Source organism: Hymenobacter sp., from assembly GCF_035709525.1.
Classification (GTDB): Bacteria; Bacteroidota; Bacteroidia; order Cytophagales; family Hymenobacteraceae; genus Hymenobacter.
This window is the reverse complement of sequence record NZ_DASTEP010000173.1, coordinates 18,874-36,915: the sequence shown is the minus strand read 5'-3', so window position 1 is coordinate 36,915 and position 18,042 is coordinate 18,874. Positions and strand designations below refer to the sequence as shown.

General features: G+C 63.2%; 14 protein-coding genes. 11 read left to right on the top strand and 3 right to left on the bottom strand.

Annotated elements, in window-relative coordinates; all coding sequences use genetic code 11:
* Nucleotides 1–39: 39 nt before the first annotated feature.
* From VFO93_RS15760 to VFO93_RS15730, 7 genes are all read left to right on the top strand, one after another.
* The gene (locus VFO93_RS15760; protein WP_325135326.1) at nucleotides 40–1,548 is read left to right on the top strand and encodes a carboxypeptidase-like regulatory domain-containing protein; all 1,509 of its coding nucleotides are present in this window, start codon (nucleotides 40–42) and stop codon (nucleotides 1,546–1,548) included.
* Between the two features lie 248 nt (nucleotides 1,549–1,796).
* Nucleotides 1,797–1,958 (top strand): hypothetical protein, encoded by a 162-nt coding sequence (locus VFO93_RS15755; RefSeq protein WP_325135325.1) that lies wholly within the window; start codon nucleotides 1,797–1,799, stop codon nucleotides 1,956–1,958.
* A gap of 296 nt (nucleotides 1,959–2,254) precedes the next feature.
* Nucleotides 2,255–3,394: a cystathionine gamma-synthase gene (locus tag VFO93_RS15750; RefSeq protein WP_325135324.1), complete on the top strand. Its 1,140-nt coding sequence runs from the start codon at nucleotides 2,255–2,257 to the stop codon at nucleotides 3,392–3,394.
* 174 nt (nucleotides 3,395–3,568) lie between these two features.
* Nucleotides 3,569–4,867, top strand: a complete 1,299-nt coding sequence (locus VFO93_RS15745; RefSeq protein ID WP_325135323.1) for a hypothetical protein — start codon at nucleotides 3,569–3,571, stop codon at nucleotides 4,865–4,867.
* Between the two features lie 83 nt (nucleotides 4,868–4,950).
* The gene (locus VFO93_RS15740) at nucleotides 4,951–5,625 is read left to right on the top strand and encodes an SGNH/GDSL hydrolase family protein (protein ID WP_325135322.1); all 675 of its coding nucleotides are present in this window, start codon (nucleotides 4,951–4,953) and stop codon (nucleotides 5,623–5,625) included.
* A gap of 368 nt (nucleotides 5,626–5,993) precedes the next feature.
* Complete coding sequence (locus tag VFO93_RS15735) at nucleotides 5,994–6,980, top strand: MBL fold metallo-hydrolase (RefSeq protein ID WP_325135321.1); 987 nt, start codon at nucleotides 5,994–5,996, stop codon at nucleotides 6,978–6,980.
* 365 nt (nucleotides 6,981–7,345) lie between these two features.
* On the top strand, nucleotides 7,346–10,153 hold the full coding sequence (locus tag VFO93_RS15730) for a TonB-dependent receptor (protein ID WP_325135320.1): 2,808 nt from the start codon (nucleotides 7,346–7,348) through the stop codon (nucleotides 10,151–10,153).
* A gap of 101 nt (nucleotides 10,154–10,254) precedes the next feature.
* Here VFO93_RS15730 and VFO93_RS15725 read toward each other — a convergent pair whose 3' ends face one another.
* The 3 genes from VFO93_RS15725 to VFO93_RS15715 form a co-directional block, all read right to left on the bottom strand.
* Nucleotides 10,255–11,691 (bottom strand): hypothetical protein, encoded by a 1,437-nt coding sequence (locus tag VFO93_RS15725; protein ID WP_325135319.1) that lies wholly within the window; start codon nucleotides 11,689–11,691, stop codon nucleotides 10,255–10,257.
* Between the two features lie 163 nt (nucleotides 11,692–11,854).
* Nucleotides 11,855–13,288 (bottom strand): hypothetical protein, encoded by a 1,434-nt coding sequence (locus VFO93_RS15720; protein WP_325135318.1) that lies wholly within the window; start codon nucleotides 13,286–13,288, stop codon nucleotides 11,855–11,857.
* Nucleotides 13,289–13,357: 69 nt separating this feature from the next.
* The gene (locus VFO93_RS15715; protein ID WP_325135317.1) at nucleotides 13,358–14,392 is read right to left on the bottom strand and encodes an OmpA family protein; all 1,035 of its coding nucleotides are present in this window, start codon (nucleotides 14,390–14,392) and stop codon (nucleotides 13,358–13,360) included.
* Between the two features lie 267 nt (nucleotides 14,393–14,659).
* Between VFO93_RS15715 and accD the strand changes: the two genes are divergently transcribed.
* The 4 genes from accD to VFO93_RS15695 all read left to right on the top strand — a co-directional run bounded on the left by accD (nucleotide 14,660) and on the right by VFO93_RS15695 (nucleotide 17,902).
* Nucleotides 14,660–15,502 carry an acetyl-CoA carboxylase, carboxyltransferase subunit beta gene (gene accD, locus VFO93_RS15710; protein WP_325135316.1) on the top strand — a complete coding sequence of 281 codons (843 nt, stop codon included), beginning with the start codon at nucleotides 14,660–14,662 and terminating at the stop codon, nucleotides 15,500–15,502.
* A 305-nt stretch (nucleotides 15,503–15,807) separates the two neighbouring features.
* The gene (locus tag VFO93_RS15705; protein ID WP_325135315.1) at nucleotides 15,808–16,548 is read left to right on the top strand and encodes an OmpA family protein; all 741 of its coding nucleotides are present in this window, start codon (nucleotides 15,808–15,810) and stop codon (nucleotides 16,546–16,548) included.
* Nucleotides 16,549–16,710: 162 nt separating this feature from the next.
* Nucleotides 16,711–16,986 carry a glycine zipper domain-containing protein gene (locus VFO93_RS15700; protein ID WP_325135314.1) on the top strand — a complete coding sequence of 92 codons (276 nt, stop codon included), beginning with the start codon at nucleotides 16,711–16,713 and terminating at the stop codon, nucleotides 16,984–16,986.
* Nucleotides 16,987–17,185: 199 nt separating this feature from the next.
* Nucleotides 17,186–17,902 carry an OmpA family protein gene (locus tag VFO93_RS15695; protein WP_325135313.1) on the top strand — a complete coding sequence of 239 codons (717 nt, stop codon included), beginning with the start codon at nucleotides 17,186–17,188 and terminating at the stop codon, nucleotides 17,900–17,902.
* Nucleotides 17,903–18,042: the final 140 nt, after the last annotated feature.

Below are 18,042 nucleotides of genomic sequence, written 5' to 3'. Positions count from 1 at the left end.
CGCTTTTCTTTATCTCACCCTCCGCCTTTTATTCTGCTGATGAGATTTTTACTACTCCTGCTCGTGGCCTGGGCCTTTGTGCTGACGGCCTGCGAAGAAACGCTGGTAGAGCCCGCCTACGTGGGCAGCGTGAGCGTGACCGTGCTCGATGCCCGCACCAGCCAGCCGCTCGCCAACACGGCCCTCAGCACTACCCCCGCCACCGGCTCCTACGCTACCGATGCCCAGGGCAAAGCCGTGCTCACGGCCGTGCCCGAGGGCACGGTGAGCATCGTGGCCCGGCGGAACGGCTACGACCAACTGGTGAGCAGCGTGACCGTGACTCGCGACCAAACCCAATCGATAGTGCTGCTGCTGACGCGCGCCACCAACGCCACCCCGCCCAGCGCCGCCGACCGGCCCACGCCCGCCAACGGGAGCATTAACCAGCCCGTGACACTGACCCTGGGCTGGCGCCCGGTGAACGCGACCAAGGACGACTCGCTGCGCTACGATGTGGTGTTGTATGAAAGCAACAACCTCAACCAGCGGCAGCTGCTCACCAACCGCAAGGACACGACCGTGACGGCCACCGGGCTGCTCTACAACACCACTTACTACTGGCAGGTGACGACCCGCAACCTGAGCGGGGCCGCCACCCGCGGGCCCGTGTGGAGCTTCCAGACCGTGGCGCTGCCCGACAACCGATACCTCTACGCCCGCACCGTGGCCGGCAACACCGACATCTACTCGTCGGATGCGGCGGGGGGCAGCCTGCTGCGCCTCACCAGCTCGACCACCGTCGAAACGGCCCCGCAGCTGAGCCCCAACCGCGACCTGGTGGCCTACGCCTCCAACGCCACCGGGCAGTTTCAGCTGTACACCATGAACCGCGACGGCTCAAACCAGCGGCGCATCACCACGCTCTCGGCCGAGGGCTACAACAACGCGGGCGTGGGCTACCGCTGGTCGCCCGACGGGGCGCAGCTCATTTATGCCCACTACGACCAGCTTTACCGCATCAACCGCGACGGCACGGGGCTGCTGCTGCTGGCCACTGCCCCGGCGGGCCGCCACTTTCGCGAGTGCGACTGGACGGTGCAGCAGGGCGGCCGCCTGGTGGTGCAAACGATGGGCGTGGCCCCCTACGACTCCGAAATCTACCTCTACAATGTCGATGGCTCGAACCCCGTGCTGCTGGTGGGCAACCTGCCCGGCCGCGTCGATTCGCCCAGCTTTAGCGTGGATGGCAGCACCGTGCTGTTTACCCACGACGTAGCGGGTTTTAATAGTGCCACCGGCCGGCAGCTCGACAGCCACTTGTTTACCCAGGCCATTACCAGCACCACGGCGGTCGACATCACGCTGGGCGCGGGCGCTACCGGCGCGGGCAGCAAAATCGCCGGCACCAACGACCTGACGCCCCGCTACTCACCCACGGGCTTCCAAATCATCTTTGTCAACCGCGACAACGACGACATCGCCCCGCCCGAAATCTGGACCTGCGACATCAGCGGCCGCAATCGCAACAAGCTGTTCAATAACGCTTTTTTGCCCGATTTTAAATAAGCTACTGCGGGCTGGTGAGAAAACCCGCGTGCCGGGGCCGGCGCTGAAAGCGAAGCCGGAAAACGCGCGTGGAAAAGCTATGGTGCCGTGGGCTGGCCGCGAACTGAGTAGGATTACTGGGGTGCGTCTGCGCTGAATTTTGGGTGGTGCCCGGTGGGGCAAAATACCGCAAACGCGCAGATATTACCTATGATTTATAGAATATCCGACGCGGGCATGTCGGATACCGGGCTGGATAATTTCAAGGCGTGAACCGGCCGCTAATCCCGCTCAGCGGCACGTATACCATCAACCAGACCCTGCCCGATGCGGGCACCTACTTCGCGGAGGCCTTTTTGCTGCTGAACCTGGCGGGCGTGGGCGGGCCGACTACCTTTCGGGTGGCCAACGGCCAGACCTTCAGCGAGTAAACGCCGCCCCTCACGGTGTCGGGCACGGCGGCCGCGCCCGTTCTTTTTCAGTCAGCCGGCGGGGCCGCCCACGCGCTGCCGCTGGCCCCTGGCGTGTGCTCGCTGCGCCTGGGCCACCGCGCAGGGCACCATTGTGAAGAAGCTCGTGGTCGAATAGCCGCCCCACGCTTCAACCAAAAACCCCGTAGCCGCGCTGGCTGCGGGGTTTTTGATTTTACGGCTGACCAGTAGGGGTTTATAGCGGCCCAGCTTATGTAGTAGCGCCCGCGCCCCGCCGCCAGCCGGTACCTTTGAGTATGAAATTCGCCACCAAAGCCATCCACGCCGGCGTACACCCCGACCCCACCACCGGGGCCGTTATGACGCCCATCTACCAGACCTCGACCTACGCCCAGCGCTCGCCGGGCGATAATAAGGGCTACGAGTACTCGCGCACCCACAACCCCACCCGCACCCAACTGCAAGACGCCCTCGCCGCCCTCGACAATGGCCGGCACGGCCTGGCCTTCGCCTCGGGCATGGCGGCCATCGACTGCGTGCTGCGGCTGCTGAAGCCCGGCGACGAAGTCATCTCGACCGACGACCTCTACGGCGGCAGCTACCGCATCATGACCAAGGTGTACGAGCCGCTGGGCATCAAATTCACCTTCGTGCCGATGGGCGACCTGCGCGCCGTGCAGGCGAAAGTATCGTCCCAAACCAAGCTCATCTGGGTCGAAACGCCCACCAACCCGCTGCTCAACATCATCGACGTGGCGGGCGTGGCGGCCATTGCCAAGGCGGCCGGCGCGCTGCTGGCCGTCGATAACACCTTCTCGACGCCCTACCTGCAAGAGCCGCTGGCGCTGGGGGCCGACATTGTGGTGTACTCGCTCACCAAGTACATGGGCGGGCACTCCGACGTGGTGATGGGCGCGCTGGTCTTCAACGACGACCAGCTGCTCAAAGACCTTAGCTTTTACCAAAACTCGTGCGGCGGCACGCCCGGCCCGCAAGACTGCTTTCTGGTGCTGCGCGGCCTCAAAACCCTGCACCTGCGTATGCAGCGCCACTGCGAAAACGGCCGCGCCGTGGCCGAGTACCTGCGCCAGCACCCCAAGGTGGAAAAAGTGTACTGGCCGGGCTTCGAAACCCACCCCAACCACGCCGTGGCCGCCCGCCAGATGCGCGACTTCGGGGGCATGATTTCCTTTGTGCTGAAAGGCGATAAGCAGGAAGATGCCATCGCGGTGCTGGAGAAATTTCAGCTCTTCACCCTGGCCGAAAGCCTGGGCGGCGTGGAAAGCCTCAGCGGCCACCCCGCCACCATGACGCACGCCAGCATCCCGGCCGAGCAGCGCCGCAAGGCCGGCCTCAGCGACTCGCTCATTCGCCTCAGCGTGGGCATTGAGGATGCCGAGGATTTGATAGCCGACCTGGCGCAAGCGATAGGGTAGGGCTGGCATTGCGGCCGATAAGCCAGTAGGGCGGGTGCCGGGCGCGAACTTAGTAGTTCGTGCTTGGTGCCCGCCCTTCGTATTGCCTGGTGCCGAAGCCCAACGAGTAGCCCGGGCAATGCCTGGCAGGGCGAGGCGTTACCTTTGATGGTTAAAAGCATCCCGTTTCCCTCCATGCTACCCGACCACTCCTCGTCTGCCTACCCCTCGCGGTCGCACTGGCTGCTGTACCTGCTGCTCTTCACGCTGCTGATACTGCTGACGCCCAAGGCCGGCCACCTCACCGACGTGGCCTGCTGGGTGGCCTGGGCCACCCACATGGATGCCTACGGCCTCACCAGCGGCTACGAGGTCGATACCAACAACTACAACCCGCTGTACCAGTACGTGTTGTTTGGCTTTGGGCGGCTGTTTCACGGGGCCGACCACATTTACCGCTACCGGCATTTGCTGAAGATAGTGACGCTGGTGTTCGACTTCTGGGGGGCCATCTGGGCGGTGCGGTTTTTTGGCTGGGGCGATAGCAACCAGCGCTTTTTGCTGTCGCTGCTGTTTTTGCTCAACATCGGCTACATGTACGATACCATGGCCTGGGAGCAGGTCGATGCCATTTTGGCCACGCTGGCTTTCGCGGCCATTGTGCAGGCGCTGCGGCGGCGGGTGCTCAGCAGCCTGGTGCTGTTTGTGCTCACCGTGAACATGAAAACCCAGGGCATCATTTTCCTGCCGCCCCTGCTGCTGCTGTGGGTGCCGCAGTGGTGGCTGGCCCCGCGCCGGCTGGTGCAGGGCGTGCTGCTGGCGGCGGCGGTGCAGCTGCTCATTTTGCTGCCCTACATTGTGGCGGGCAACGTGCGCACGATAGTAAACCTCGTGTACGGGGCCGTGGGCTACTTCCCCATCGCCAGCATGAACTGCTTTAATATGTGGGCGCTGCTGCTGCACCCCTACGGCGTGCCCGACACCACGGTGTGGGCCGGCCTCACCTACAAGCAGTGGGGCCTGCTGAGCTTTATGCTGGCCTCGGCGGTGGTGCTGCTGCCGCTGGGGCTGCGCACCCTGCACAAGCTGCGCACCCGCGCCACCTTCGGCCCCGACGACTACGCGCTGGTGCTGCTCAGCCTGGGGCTGATACCGGTGGTGTTCTGCTTTTTCAATACCCAGATGCACGAGCGCTACTGGCACCCCGCCCTCATCTTGCTGGGTAGCTACGCCATCTTGCGGCAGCGCTACGTATTGTTTTGCCTGTTTTCGGCGGCGTATTTCCTGAATCTCGAAGCGGCCTTTTCCTTCCAGCTGCCCCCCGATAAGGTGCACACTACTGTGCTGTTCTGGCCCGAGGTAGTGGCCTGCCTGTTTGCCGTGGTGCTGGTGGGCGGCATCTGGCAGCTGTACCGCCGCGAGGCGGGCCTGCGCCAAACCTGGCAGTTGCTGCGCCAGCGGGCCCAGCCCGCGGCCGTAGCCACGGCCGCCTAGCCGGGCCCGCTGGCAGGCGCAGGCAGTTGGCCACTGCCTTGCGCCTGCCAGCGGGTCGCTTCTCCTTGCTTATGCGTTTAGTTTTGATTTTTCTTCTTGGCCTGCTGACCGGCTGCGCCACCCACGTGCCCATGACAACGACGACCCCGCCCGCGGCCACCATCTCCTACCTCGCGCTCGGCGACTCGTACACCATCGGCGAAGGCGCGCCGGAGGCCGGCCGCTGGCCGGTGCAGCTGGCCGCGCTGGCCCAGGCGCAGGGCTTGCCGCTGGGCCAGCCCACCATCATCGCCCGCACCGGCTGGACCACGGCCGAGCTGCAAGAGGCCATTCGGGAAGCCAACCTGCACCAACCTTACGGGCTGGTGTCGCTGCTGATTGGGGTCAACAACCAGTACCGCCGCCAGTCGCTGGCGCAGTACCAACAGGAGTTTCGGGCGCTGCTGGCCACGGCCGTAGCCTTTGCCGGCGGGCAGCCGCGCCACGTGGTAGTGCTTTCCATCCCCGACTGGGGGCAGACGCCCTTTGCCGCCGCCCACGACCAAGCCCAAATAGCCCAGGAAATAAACCAGTTCAACCAAGCCGCCCACGAAGAATGCCAGCGCGCCGGGGTGGCCTTCGTCGATATCACGCCGCTTACGCGCGCCGCCGCCGGCGATGCCAGCCAGGTAGTAGCTGATGGCCTGCACTATACGCCCGCCCAGATGCGGCAGTGGGCCCAGCGTGCCCTGCCCGTGGTGCAGCAGCAACTGCGCTAACGCCCGCCCGCAACGACATCGCTCGCCGAAAAGCCAGCCGGCCGGCCCGGCCTCCTTCGTCGTTCATGGCGGTGGGCTTAGCCCTCGCTCGCGGCGGTGGGGCAAGCCGGCTGCACTGCTGTTTTCGGCGATTACGCTGGTAAAAACTACCTGCTGGCCGCGCCAGTGCGGCTGCTGGCTGGGGCAAACCGTCGGATATTCGGGCCAGGCTTGCTGGCTGGCTAACGGGGTAAAGTAATGAGGAGATAAAAACGTCTGTTGTTGCGAGCGTAGCGCAGCAATCGCCCCACGCGGTGCCCGGCGAGTAGCCCAAACGGGGGTAATTGCTGCGTTGCGCTCGCAACAACAGACGCTTTACACCAACTCCCATGCTGCTTCAGCCCGGCCACGACGGCCGCAAATACCGCAATGTGTTGCCCACCCGCGTAGACCCGTCCTCGGGCTACGCGGCCCTGCTACGGCGCTACCTCTTCGAGAAGGGCGAGCGTGCGCCCCGCCGCCCGCTCGGCCCGTTTCGGGCCGATGCGGCGGCGCTGGCCGCGCCCGTGCCGGCCGCCGCGCTGCGCGCCACCTGGCTGGGCCACAGCACCGTGCTGCTGGAGGTCGATGGCCGCCGCTTCCTCACCGACCCGGTGTGGTGCCAGCGCGTGTCGCCCACGCCGCTAGTGGGGCCCAAGCGGTTTTTTGCCCCGCCGCTGGCGCTGGCCGACGTGCCGCCGCTCGATGGCATCATCCTCTCGCACGACCACTACGACCATCTCGACCCGGCCGCCGTGCGGGCGCTGGCCGGGCGCACCGCCCGCTTCTACTGCCCGCGGGGCGTGGGCGCGCACCTGCGCCGCTGGGGCGTGCCCGCCGCCAAAATCTCGGAGCTGACGTGGTGGGACGAAGTAGCCGTAGCCCCCGATTTTAAGCTCACGGCCACACCAGCCCGGCATTTTTCGGGCCGCGGCCTCAGCCGCGATGGCACGCTGTGGGCCTCCTGGGTGCTGCAAGGGCCGCGGCACCGCGTGTTTTTCGGCGGCGACTCGGGGCCGTTCGACGAAGCCTTCCGGCAGATAGGCGAGCGGTTCGGTCCCTTCGACCTCCTGATGCTCGAAATCGGCGCGGCCGATGCCGAGTGGGCCGACATCCACCTCGGCCCCGACGAGGCGCTGCGGGCGCACCAGTTGCTGGGCGGCGGGCCGCTGCTGCCCCTGCACTGGGGCACCTTCAACCTGGCTTTGCACGCCTGGCGGCAGCCGGTAGAGCGGCTGCTGGAAGCCGCCGCGCCCACCGTGCCGCTACTGCTGCCCGCGCCAGGGCAGCGCGTGGAGGTGGCGCAAGGGGCGCTGAATTCGCAGTGGTGGAAATAATTATTTGTGAGATAAGGTGCTGATATAGAGTAGTAAGTACAGGAGTTAAACTCGGTCTTACTATTGCGAGCAACGAACAAAATTCGGGCATCTCAGTTTCAAGCGCCATAGTTACCCAAGCGCTTTTGCTGCTTATGCGTCTGCCCCTAGCCTGCTGTTTGTGTTGTTGCCGCCCGGCAGGCGGGGCGTGTTGTCGCGCGTAGGTTTTCAGCTAATCGCTGCGGCGACGCTTTTTTAATTCTCTCATCTTTTGCGGGTAGCGCCACACGCCAGCTTAGGCCGGTGGCTGATACGTCGGCTTTTGCAAAGCCGTGACGTACAACGTACTATCCCCCGTTTTCAACCACTTATTCAGGTAGCTCATTATGCAACGAAGCCTACTTACGCCCGCCCTAGTCGTGGCCGCGCTGGCGGCCCACGCCCAAAACATCACCGTCACTGGCCGGGTACTCAGCGCCAGCGGCGAGGCCCAGCCGGGCGCTACCGTGCTCGAGCGCGGCACCACCAACGGCACCGCCACCGGGGCCAACGGCGATTACTCGCTCTCGGTGTCGCCGCAGGCCACGCTCACGGTGTCGGCGCTGGGCTTTGCCACCCAGCAGGTGCCGGTGCAGGGCCGCCCCACTGTGGAGGTGCGCCTGGTCGCCTCGGCCACCGACCTTGGCGACGTGGTCGTGACCGGCTCGCGGGCCGCCATCGGCCGTTCCAACGTGCTCACGGCCTCGCCGGTCGACGTTATTTCGGCCCGCGAAATCAAGGCCTTCGCCCAAACCGACGTCAGCCAGGTGCTCAATTACGTGGCCCCGTCGTTTCAGTCGGCCCGCCAGACTATCTCGGACGGCACCGACGCCGCCGACCCGGCTACGCTGCGCGGCCTCGGCCCCGACCAGGTGCTGGTGCTCGTGAACGGCAAGCGCCGCTACCAGCAGGCCCTCGTGAACATCAACGGCACGGTGGGGCGCGGCTCGGTGGGCACCGACCTCAACGTGATTCCCACGGCCGCCATCAAGCGCATCGAGGTGCTGCGCGACGGTGCGGCGGCACTCTACGGCTCCGATGCCATCGCGGGCGTCATCAATATTCAGCTCAAAGACGACACCACCGGCGTGCAGGCCACCGGCCTCTACGGCCAAACTATAGAAAGCGACGGCAAAACCGAACAGGTTGACGTCAACATCGGCATCGGCTTGAACAAGCGCGGTTTCCTCGACATTGGCGGCCAATTGCTGAATCGTGGCTACACCAACCGGGCGTTTGCCGACACCGCGCCGCTCATCTACTCCGGCGATGCCAGCGGCAACTACCCGGCCTCGGCCAACACCGAGCAGGCGCGCCGCGACCTCAAGGCCCAGGACGATGCCCTGGTGGCCCAGCGCGGCTACGACCGCCGCAACATCCGAGTGGGGCAGTCGGCGCTGCGCAATTTTTCGGGCTTCCTGAACGCGGGCTACCGCCTGGGTAGCGGCTACGAGGTGTATTTGATGGGCAACGCGGCCTACCGCACCAGCCACGCGGCGGGCTTCAACCGCCTGCCTACCGCGCTCACCCAAATCGACCTCAACATTTATCCTAACGGCTATTTGCCGTTTATCGACGTTACGCTCTACGACCAGTCGGCCATCGTGGGCGTGCGCAAAACGGTGGGCGGCTTCGCGGCCGACCTCAGCAACACCTTCGGCCGCAACGAGATGGTGTACAACGTGAGCGGCTCGGTAAACGCCTCGCTGCCGCAAGGGCCAAATCTGGTGGGCGTGAACCCGACCGACTTCTACGCCGGCCGGCTGGCTTTTTTGCAAAACACGACCAACCTAGGCTTCACGCGGCGCTTCGAGCAGGTAGGGCCGTTGGCCACGCTCAACGTGGCGTTTGGGGGCGAGTTTCGGGTCGATAATTTCCTGATTGGGCGGGGCGAATACGCCTCGTACATCAATGGCGGGCGGCTGCTGAACGGCGCGCCCACGGCCTCGGGCTCGCAAGTGTTTCCCGGCTACCAGCCGCAGGATGCGCTCAACAAAACCCGCACCAACCTGGCCGGCTACCTCGATTTGGAAAGCGACATTACCGAGCGGCTGCTGGTGCACCTAGCCGGCCGCGCCGAGCGCTACAGCGACTTTGGCGGCAACGTGAGCGGGCAGGCCAGCGCCCGCTTCAGCCTCACCGATGCCATTGCGGTGCGCGGCACCATCGGCAACGGCTTTCGGGCGCCCTCGCTGCAGCAGCGCTACTTCACGAGCACGGCCACGCAGTTTGTGAGCGGCAACCCGCGCCAGGTGCTCACCGCCAACAACGACAACCCCATCGTGCGCAACGACGTGAACAACACGACCCAGCCGGGCTTCGGGGTAGAGTCGCTGAAGCAGGAAAAATCGACCAACTACAGCCTCGGCGTCACGGCGCGTTTCCTGCGCACGTTCACCTTCACGGCCGACGTGTACCAGCTCGACATCCGCGACCGCATCGTGCTGTCGTCGCAGTTTTCGACCAGCAACCCCACCGTGGCCAACATCCTGCGCAACACCGACGTGACGGGTGTGCAGTTCTTCGCCAATGCCGTAAACACCCGCACCCGCGGCCTCGACGTGGTCTTGAGCGAGCGCCTGCGCCTCAATGAGCGCAGCACGCTGGGCTTCACGGCGGCGGCCAACTTCAACGAAACGGTGGTGCGCAGCTTCAACAGCTCGTCGAGCACCATCAACAACGACCAGACCGCCGGCACCACCAACCTCCAGAACACGCTCTTCAACCGCCAGCAGCGCACCCGCCTCGAAAACGGCAACCCGCGCAGCAAAATCCTGCTCACGGCCAACTACGCGCTGGGCAAGTTTGGGGTAGAGGCCCGTAGCGTGCGCTTTGGCGAGGTGCAAACCAAAGACCAGGACCCGGCGCGCGCCTACCTCGACCAGACCTTCTCGGCCAAGTGGATTACCGACCTTACCGTGAGCTACCAGCTTATCAAGCAAGTCGGCCTCACGGTGGGCGTGAATAACCTCTTCAACGTGTACCCCGACAAGGTGATAGTAGACCCGCGCAACGACCCCAACAATTTCAGCGTCGGCGCTACCAGCTACAGCTCCAGCGTGGATAACTCCAACCGGGGCCGCTTTCTCTACAATGCCAACCAATTCGGCTTCAACGGCGCGTATTACTTCACGCGCCTGTCCGTGACGCTTTAAAGGTATTCGCCCTAAGCTAGTACAAAAACGTCCTAGCTTAGTACAACGCAAAAAGCCCGTTCCACGCAAATGGAACGGGCTTTTTGTTGGTTTTACGCAGCCTACTCGGCGCGGAGCAGGCGTGCCAGGGGCTGGCCGCTGGCTGCCGAACGAGCGAGGTAAAGCCCAGCGGGCAGCGCGGCAGTGGGCTGCCAGCGCACCAGCCCAGTAGCAGAGCTGGTGAGGCGGGCCACCTCGCGCCCCAGCGCATCGACCAAGATAACGGCCTGATTGGGCGCAGTCGTAAACTGCACCTGCTCGCGGAAGGGCACGGGGTACACGTCGGTAGCCGTGGCCGCCGCGCGGGTGGCCAGCGGGCGGTTGCCATTGACTACGAACACAATAGTGCGCTCCTCGCTGGCATTGTAGGGGCAGCCATTATCGAATACCGAGATGATGAGCGGGTAGCGGCCGGGTGGCAGCGTAGCCGGCACCTGCCAGCTCAGCTGCGCGCTGCCAGTAGTGCCCACCTGGGCCAGGCTCAGGCCGGGCACCACGCCCGCAGCGGCGCTGGCAAAGCGCAACTGCTGCGTGGCGTCGGGGTCGGTGGCTTGCAGCAGCACGTTCACGGTTTGGCCGGGTAGCGCGGTCACGGTGGTGCTGAGCGGCTGCGCGGCCCCGCCATTCACTTGCATAGTCGTGAAGGTGGGCGGCTGGTTGGTATTCGGAAACAGCAGGTACATCGTATCGCGGATAACGTAGCCAACGAGCAGCCAGCGGTTGTTACCCATTTTGCGGTACGCGCTCACCTTGGCCGCAATAACGTAGTAGCCCTGCGCGCTGGTGCTGGCCGCCGCCGTGGCGGTCAGCGCGCCAGTGGCAGCGCTGATGGTGTAGTGTGGGGCAAAGTTGCTTGGGTTGTAAGGAATAGGCTGGTTGCACGCGTTCGCGGGTTGTATCAGCTCGTAGGCCAGCGAGTCACCATCGGCGTCGAAGGCGCTCATGCTAAAAGGCATGGGTGCGCTGGTGCCCACGATGGGCTGAAGCAGCGACTGAAAAACCGGCGATATATCTTGGGTTACTACGCTGTTATCGAGGTAGGCAGTCAGGTAGATGTTCTGCGAGAGGGGATTTTGCAGGTTCATGATGGTACCCGTCCGGGCACCCGAAAAAGAACTCAATACCCACGGCCCGGTGGGTAGGGGCAGGTCAATGTCGATTTCATAAACGGCTATCTGGTACAGCGGATTGACGGTGCCGCACGTCTGTAGGCTGCTATTGAAGAGCTGAGTGCGGGGTACCGTAGGAAAGCTTATGGGCGTCGAGGCATTGCATCCACCCCGGTTGGCATTTAGCGAGACGGCAGAGCTGGTGGCCGCACTACCAATCTCTACGAAGTTGCGCACTACCACGTGGTAGCGCGGCACGCCCGCCGTAGTCGACGCGATAGTAGCGTAGGTGATGTCGCCGCCCCGAATGTGGGTAGCCCGCGCGGCCGAGAAACAGCCAAAAGCCAGCAGCAGCGCCAGCAGCCAGCGAAATGAGGTGGGGGTGTGCATGGGTTGGAAAGGGTAAAAGTTTTTCAAAGGCAAATGACTGTATATAAATGCAATGATAAGGTTTAATTGGAAGCAATAAAGGCCTTATATTAAAAAATGATGAAAAAAACCCACCTGGCGTAAAGCTAGGCGGGCTAGTCACCTGAGTTAAGCTAAACCGTACTCAATCAGCGCGTAGCAGGCGAGCCAACGGCTGGCCAGTGCCGGCTGCGCGGGCCAGGTAGAGGCCGGCGGGTAGCGCGGCAGCGGGCTGCCAGCGCACCAGCCCAGTAGCAGAGCTGGTGAGGCGGGCCACCTCGCGCCCCAGCGCATCGACCAGAATGACGGCCTGGTTGGGCGCAGTGGTGAACTGCACCTGCTCGCGGAAGGGTACCGGGAATACGTCGGTAGCCGTGGCAGCGGTGCGGGTGGCCAGGACCGTGTTGCTTACCAAAAACGAAAAGGTGTATTCCTCGCTGGCGTTGGGGCAGCCGTTGTCGAGCACGGCCACGGTGGCGGTGTAGCGGCCGGGCGGCAGCGTGGCCGGCACCTGCCAGGTCAGCTGCGCCGAGGTCGCGCCGGTGGTTTGCAAGCTCAGGCCGGGGATGATGCCGGGCGCCTGGCTCTCGAAGCGCAGCGCCTGGCCCGCATCGGGGTCGGCGGCCTCCAGGGCCAGCGTCACCGCCTGCCCCGGCTGCACCCGGATGGTTTGGCCGAGCGGCTGCGTGGTAGTAGCGCCATTCAGGCGCAGGGCCGTGAAGCGCGGCGTCTGGTTGGCTGAAAGCGGGCTGGCCAGATAAATAACATCACGGGCGACATACCCAATCTGCTGCCAATTACCATTTAGGCGCCGAAATTCATTTACCCGTACAGCTACTGTATAAAATCCTTGTTGGGTGCCTGGTGCTAGGGTGGTGAGTGCACCAGTTGCGGCACTTATCTGAAAGTGGGGCACCAGCTGCGCACCAGTGGCAGGCGCGCCACAGCCAGCGGTGGGCATAAGGCCTTGCTGGGGCATTATAAACTGGTAGGCAAGCGAGTCGCCCTCGCTGTCGAATGCACTGAAGCTATAGCGTGGGGCTTGGCTATTAGTAATATACGGCAGTAGCGTCGACAAAAACGTAGGTGATGTATTCTGCGCAATCAGCGTATTATTTAGGTAAGTACTGATGTAAAAGCTTGTATTAATGGAGTTAGTCAGGTTAACGATGTTAGGTTGTCGGTTCGTTTCGGTAACACTGAGCGTCCATTGGTCAGCTGGTAAATCTACGTCGGTTTCAAACCGCAAAACCTGATAGGTGGTGAGGAAAAAATTGGTGCAGCCAAGCGAATAAGTGGAGGTTGCCGCTAGCCGGGGCACCGTAACGGTAAAGCTGCCAGGGGCCGAGGCGTTGCAGCTCCCACGGCTACAGGTAAGGGCTACCGTGTTTTGCATAGCGCCGGCAGCGTCACGAAATAGCTGCACGGCCACGCGGTAGCGCGGCACGCCCGCTGTGGTCGAGGCCACGGGCTTGTAGGTAATCTCGCCGCCCAGCACATGGGTAGCGTGCGCCGCCAGCAGCGGCCCCAGCCACAGCACCAAGGCCGCCAGCCAGCGAAAAGGAGTAGCAGTTTGCATCAGTAAGCAGGAGTGAAGTGGGAAAGTGGCCCAAGGTACTCGCTGCTTACTGCGCTTGCAAACAATAGGTTACTTACCCGGCGCGGCCGCGCCGCTACTGCTGTCGAGTATCTGAAACAGCTCGTCGAGCTTGGGCGTGAGGATAATCTCGGTGCGGCGGTTCATGGCCCGGTTTTGGGGCGTGTCGTTGGCGGCTACGGGCACATACTGCGAGCGGCCCGAGGCCGTGATGCGGGCCGGCGTGACGCCGCTGGTGGCCAGCAGGCGCGCGATTTCGGTGGCGCGCAGCGCGCTCAAATCCCAGTTGTCCTGAATGGCACCCGAGCCGCGCATGGGCACGGTGTCGGTGTGGCCTTCTACTACCACGTTCACGTCTTTCTGCTCTTGCAGCACGGCGGCGAGCTTTTTCAGGGCCTCCTGGCCCTTGGGGTCGACTTTAGTCGAGCCCGACTTGAAGAGTAGCTGCTCGGACAACGACACGTACACCTTGCCGTCTTTGAGCTTCACTTGCAGCTCGTTGCTGTTGAAGGACAGTAGCGCCTTGCTCACGCGGGCCTTCAGGTCGTTCACGGCGCGGTCTTTGTCGGCCAGGGCCTGGGTCAGCTCTTTGAGGCGGGCTTCGCGGGCGGTGAGGTCGGCGGCGAGGCGGTCGTTGTCGGCCTTGCTTTTGCGCAGCGTCTGGTCGAGGGTGCCGAGCTCGCCTTCGCGGGTAGCGAGGTCTTTGGCCAGCTTGCCGTACTCGCTGTTGCGGTCGGCGAGGGCGCGGTCGCTGTTCTTGAGCAGCTTATCGTAGCTTTCGGTGAGCTGGGTGTAGAGGGCGCGGGTGCGGCGCAGGGCGCTGCCGGTCTGGGTCGAGTCGGCGATGAGGCGCTTCTGGTCGGCGCGCAGCTCGGTGAGTACGTCGTTGGTTTTTTGCAGGTCGGCCTTGGCCTGGCGGGCTTGCTGCTCGGCGGCGAGGCGGGCCTGCTCTTCGTTGCGCTGGCGGGCTTGCAGGTCGTCGTAGCGCTTGGCCGTAACGCAGCTGCTGAGGCTGAGGCCGGCCGCCGCTACCAGGGCCAGCGTGAGCGGGTAGGCGCGTCGGGCCGTAGATTTTGCAGAAAACATAAAAACGGAAGGAAATTGGGTTTTGCCCGCCAAGTTACCGCAATTTTTGCCGCCGTACCTTTGCCCACCCTTCTGCCCAAAAGCTGAGCCAGGGCGGCATTTTGCCCCTTTCGTCTTATTGCTTCAAGCCGGAGTCCTACCTGATTTTCGAGGCCGGCCGGCTTGGTAGCCGGCTGTTTTTTACCTATAACTACATCTGTACCCCGCCCCTGCGGCCCGTGCTTTAGCTAGCCCCGGCTGCCGGCCCACAGCGTTCTCACTTCAATTATGGCTTGGTTTAAGCGACAAGAAAAGGGCATTATCACTCCTACCGAGCAAAAAAAGGAGACTCCCGACGGGCTATGGTACAAGTGCCCCGAGTGTAAAACGGTGGTAACCATGGCCGAGCACCGCCGCCTCAGCCACGTGTGCGGCAACTGCGGCTACCACGACCGCATCGACGCCCTCACGTATTTCGAGCTGCTTTTCGACGAGAGTCAGTTTGAGGAGCTCGACGCCAACCTGACCTCGGCCGACCCGCTCAACTTCGTGGATACCAAGGCCTACCCGCAGCGCGTGCAGGCCACCGAGCGCAGCACCGGCCTCAAAGACGCCGTGCGCACGGCCCACGGCCTCAGCGCCGGCCGGCCGCTGGTAGTGGCGGCCATGGATTTCCGCTTCATCGGCGGCTCGATGGGCTCGGTGGTGGGCGAAAAAATAGCTCGCGCCATCGACTACGCCCGCCAGCACAAGGTGCCCTTTCTCATGATTTCCAAGTCGGGCGGGGCCCGCATGATGGAGGCCGGCTACTCGCTGATGCAGATGGCCAAAACCTCGGCCAAGCTGGCGCTACTCGCTGAGGCCGGCGTGCCCTACGTGAGCTTGCTCACCGACCCCACCACGGGCGGCGTTACGGCCAGCTTCGCCATGCTCGGCGATTTCAATATCTCGGAGCCCGGCGCGCTCATCGGCTTCGCGGGCCCCCGCGTCATCAAGGAAACCATCGGCAAAGACCTGCCCAAAGGCTTCCAGAGCGCCGAATTTGTGCTCGAGCACGGCTTTTTGGATTTCATCGTGGACCGCCGCGAGCTCAAGCAGCGCCTGGCCGACTTGCTGGGGATGGTGAAGTAGTGGATGAATGGATGAGTGGATGAGTGGATGAGTGGATGAGTGGATGGTAGTGTCATGCTGAGCGCTGCGCAGTCGAAGCATCTCTATCGCTTCGTTGAACGGTTTGGATGAAGCGGCAGAGATGCTTCGCTACGCTCAGCATGACACTACCATCCACTCATCCACTCATCCGCTCATCCGCTCATCCGCTCATCCAAAAACCCACCTTTGGCACAGCCTTTGAAAAGCCTGCCCCGGCAACCGGGGCAGGCTTTTGCGTATAAGGCCAGGTTGTGAAACCATCCACTCTTCACCAATCCACTTTTATGACTACTCCTAAGTCTCTCCTGGCCACGCTGATGGCCTTTGTAATGCTGCTCGGCTCGTGCGCCTCGTCGCGTACTGCCTCCGACGGCTCTTTATCCAGCGCCAACGGCACCGGCCAGCGCAAAACCGGCATGACCAAAGCCAACAAAGGCGGCCTCATTGGGGCCGGCGGCGGCGCGGTGCTGGGCGGCGTAGTAGGCGGCCTCATCGGGGGTGGCCGGGGCACGGCGGCCGGCGCTATCCTGGGCGCGGCCGTGGGCGGCGGCACGGGGGCCATCATCGGCCGCCGCATGGACAAGCAAGCTGCTGAACTACAGCGCGACATGGCCAACGCCAAAGTAGAGCGCGTGGGCGAAGGCATCAAAATCACCTTCGACTCGGGCATCCTGTTCGACACCAACAGTAGCGCCCTGCGCCCGGCTTCGCAGTCGGACATCGCCAAGCTCGCCGCTACCCTCCAGAAATACAACGACACCAACGTGCTGATTGAGGGCCACACCGACAACACCGGCACCGACGCCATCAACCAGCCCCTGAGCGAGCGCCGCGCCCAGGCCGTGGCCAACAGCCTCACCGCGCAGGAAGTGGCCAGCAGCCGCATCAGCACCAAGGGCCTCGGCTCGGCCGACCCCGTGGCCGACAACACCACCGTGGAGGGCCGCCAAGCCAACCGCCGCGTGGAAGTAGCCATCTTCGCCAACGAAAAAATGAAGAAAGCTGCCGAAAAAGGCACGCTCTAAGCGCCAAACTAACCTGAGCCTTAAAAAGGCCTGCGGCATTCAGCCGCAGGCCTTTTTTGTGCCCGTAGCACAACTCTATTTGGCCGCTTTCGTTAAAAACTACCGTGGTGGCTATCGGCGGCCACAGCGTTTCCTTCCTCTCTCTTAAATTCTCTTTTTGATATGAAAGCGTTCACCCGAATTTTTGCTTTATTGCTGACTTTCTTCGTGCTGGCTGGCACCACGGCCCACGCCCAGGACAAGCCCAAGGGCTGGAGCCGCAAGGCTAAAGGCGCCGTAGCGGGCGGCGTAGGCGGGGCCGTAGTAGGCGGCCTCATTGGCGGCAAAACCGGGGCCGTGCTCGGCGCTGGCGCTGGTGCTGTGGGCGGCGGGGCCATTGGCCGCAAGCAAGACAAAAAGAAAGACCCTGCCCGCTACTACCGCTACAAAAACAAATAAGTGGCTATTCGCTGCAAGCAACCCAAGCCCGGCCCAGTGCCGGGTTTTTTGTGGCCTTTAAAAAGGAAAAATAGTGCCTTTCCACCAATGTAGGGCGGGTTGGCACGAATATTTGGCAAGGTGGTTGTAACGTGCCGAACTTGCCCAGCGTAGCTGTTTGCGCACCAAAAAGTAGTCCTCTTTCATTCATTTTTATTTCATGAAAACCCTGCGATTCTCTTTCTCTTACCTGCTGGCGCTGCTGCTGGTAGTTGGCCACTTTGCCCAGGCCCAAACCTCGACGGTATCGACGGCCAAGCCCAAAGGCATGAGCAAAACCGCTAAAGGCGGCATTATCGGCGGCCTGGGTGGCGCGGCCGGCGGGGCTATTCTGGGCCGCGTCATTGGCGGCAAGTCGGGCACGGCCAAGGGGGCCATCCTGGGCGCGGTAGTAGGTGGCGGCGCGGGCGCACTCATCGGCCGCAAGATGGACAAGCAGGCCGCCGAGCTGCGCCGCGACCTCGAAGGCGCGACCGTAGAGCGCGTGGGCGAAGGCATCAAAATCACCTTTGCCTCGGGCATCCTGTTCGGCTCCAACTCGTCGTCGCTGACCTCGGCTGCCACCGGCAACATCGATGAGCTGGCCAACACGCTTCAGAAATACGCCGACACCAACATCGTCATCGACGGCCACACCGATGCTTCGGGCTCCGACGCTATCAACCAGCCCCTGAGCCAGCGCCGCGCCCAGGCCGTAGCCAACGAGCTGACCGCTAAAGGTGTGGACACCAGCCGCATCACGGCTACGGGCTACGGCTCGTCGCAGCCAGTAGCCTCCAACGCTACGGAGGCCGGCAAAGCTGCCAACCGCCGCGTGGAGGTAGCCATCTTCGCCAACGAGAAGATGCAGAAAGCCGCCAAGAAAGGCACGCTGTAGACCGCAGATTCAAACGAATTTGTAGGATTTAACGGATACGCCCGCTGCGCGGGCTGGCTAAGTGGTTCGTTTGCTAAGAAAAGGTCGCCTTTGGGCGGCCTTTTTTCGTTTGAGGAGTTGACTACAAAATCTGACTAATC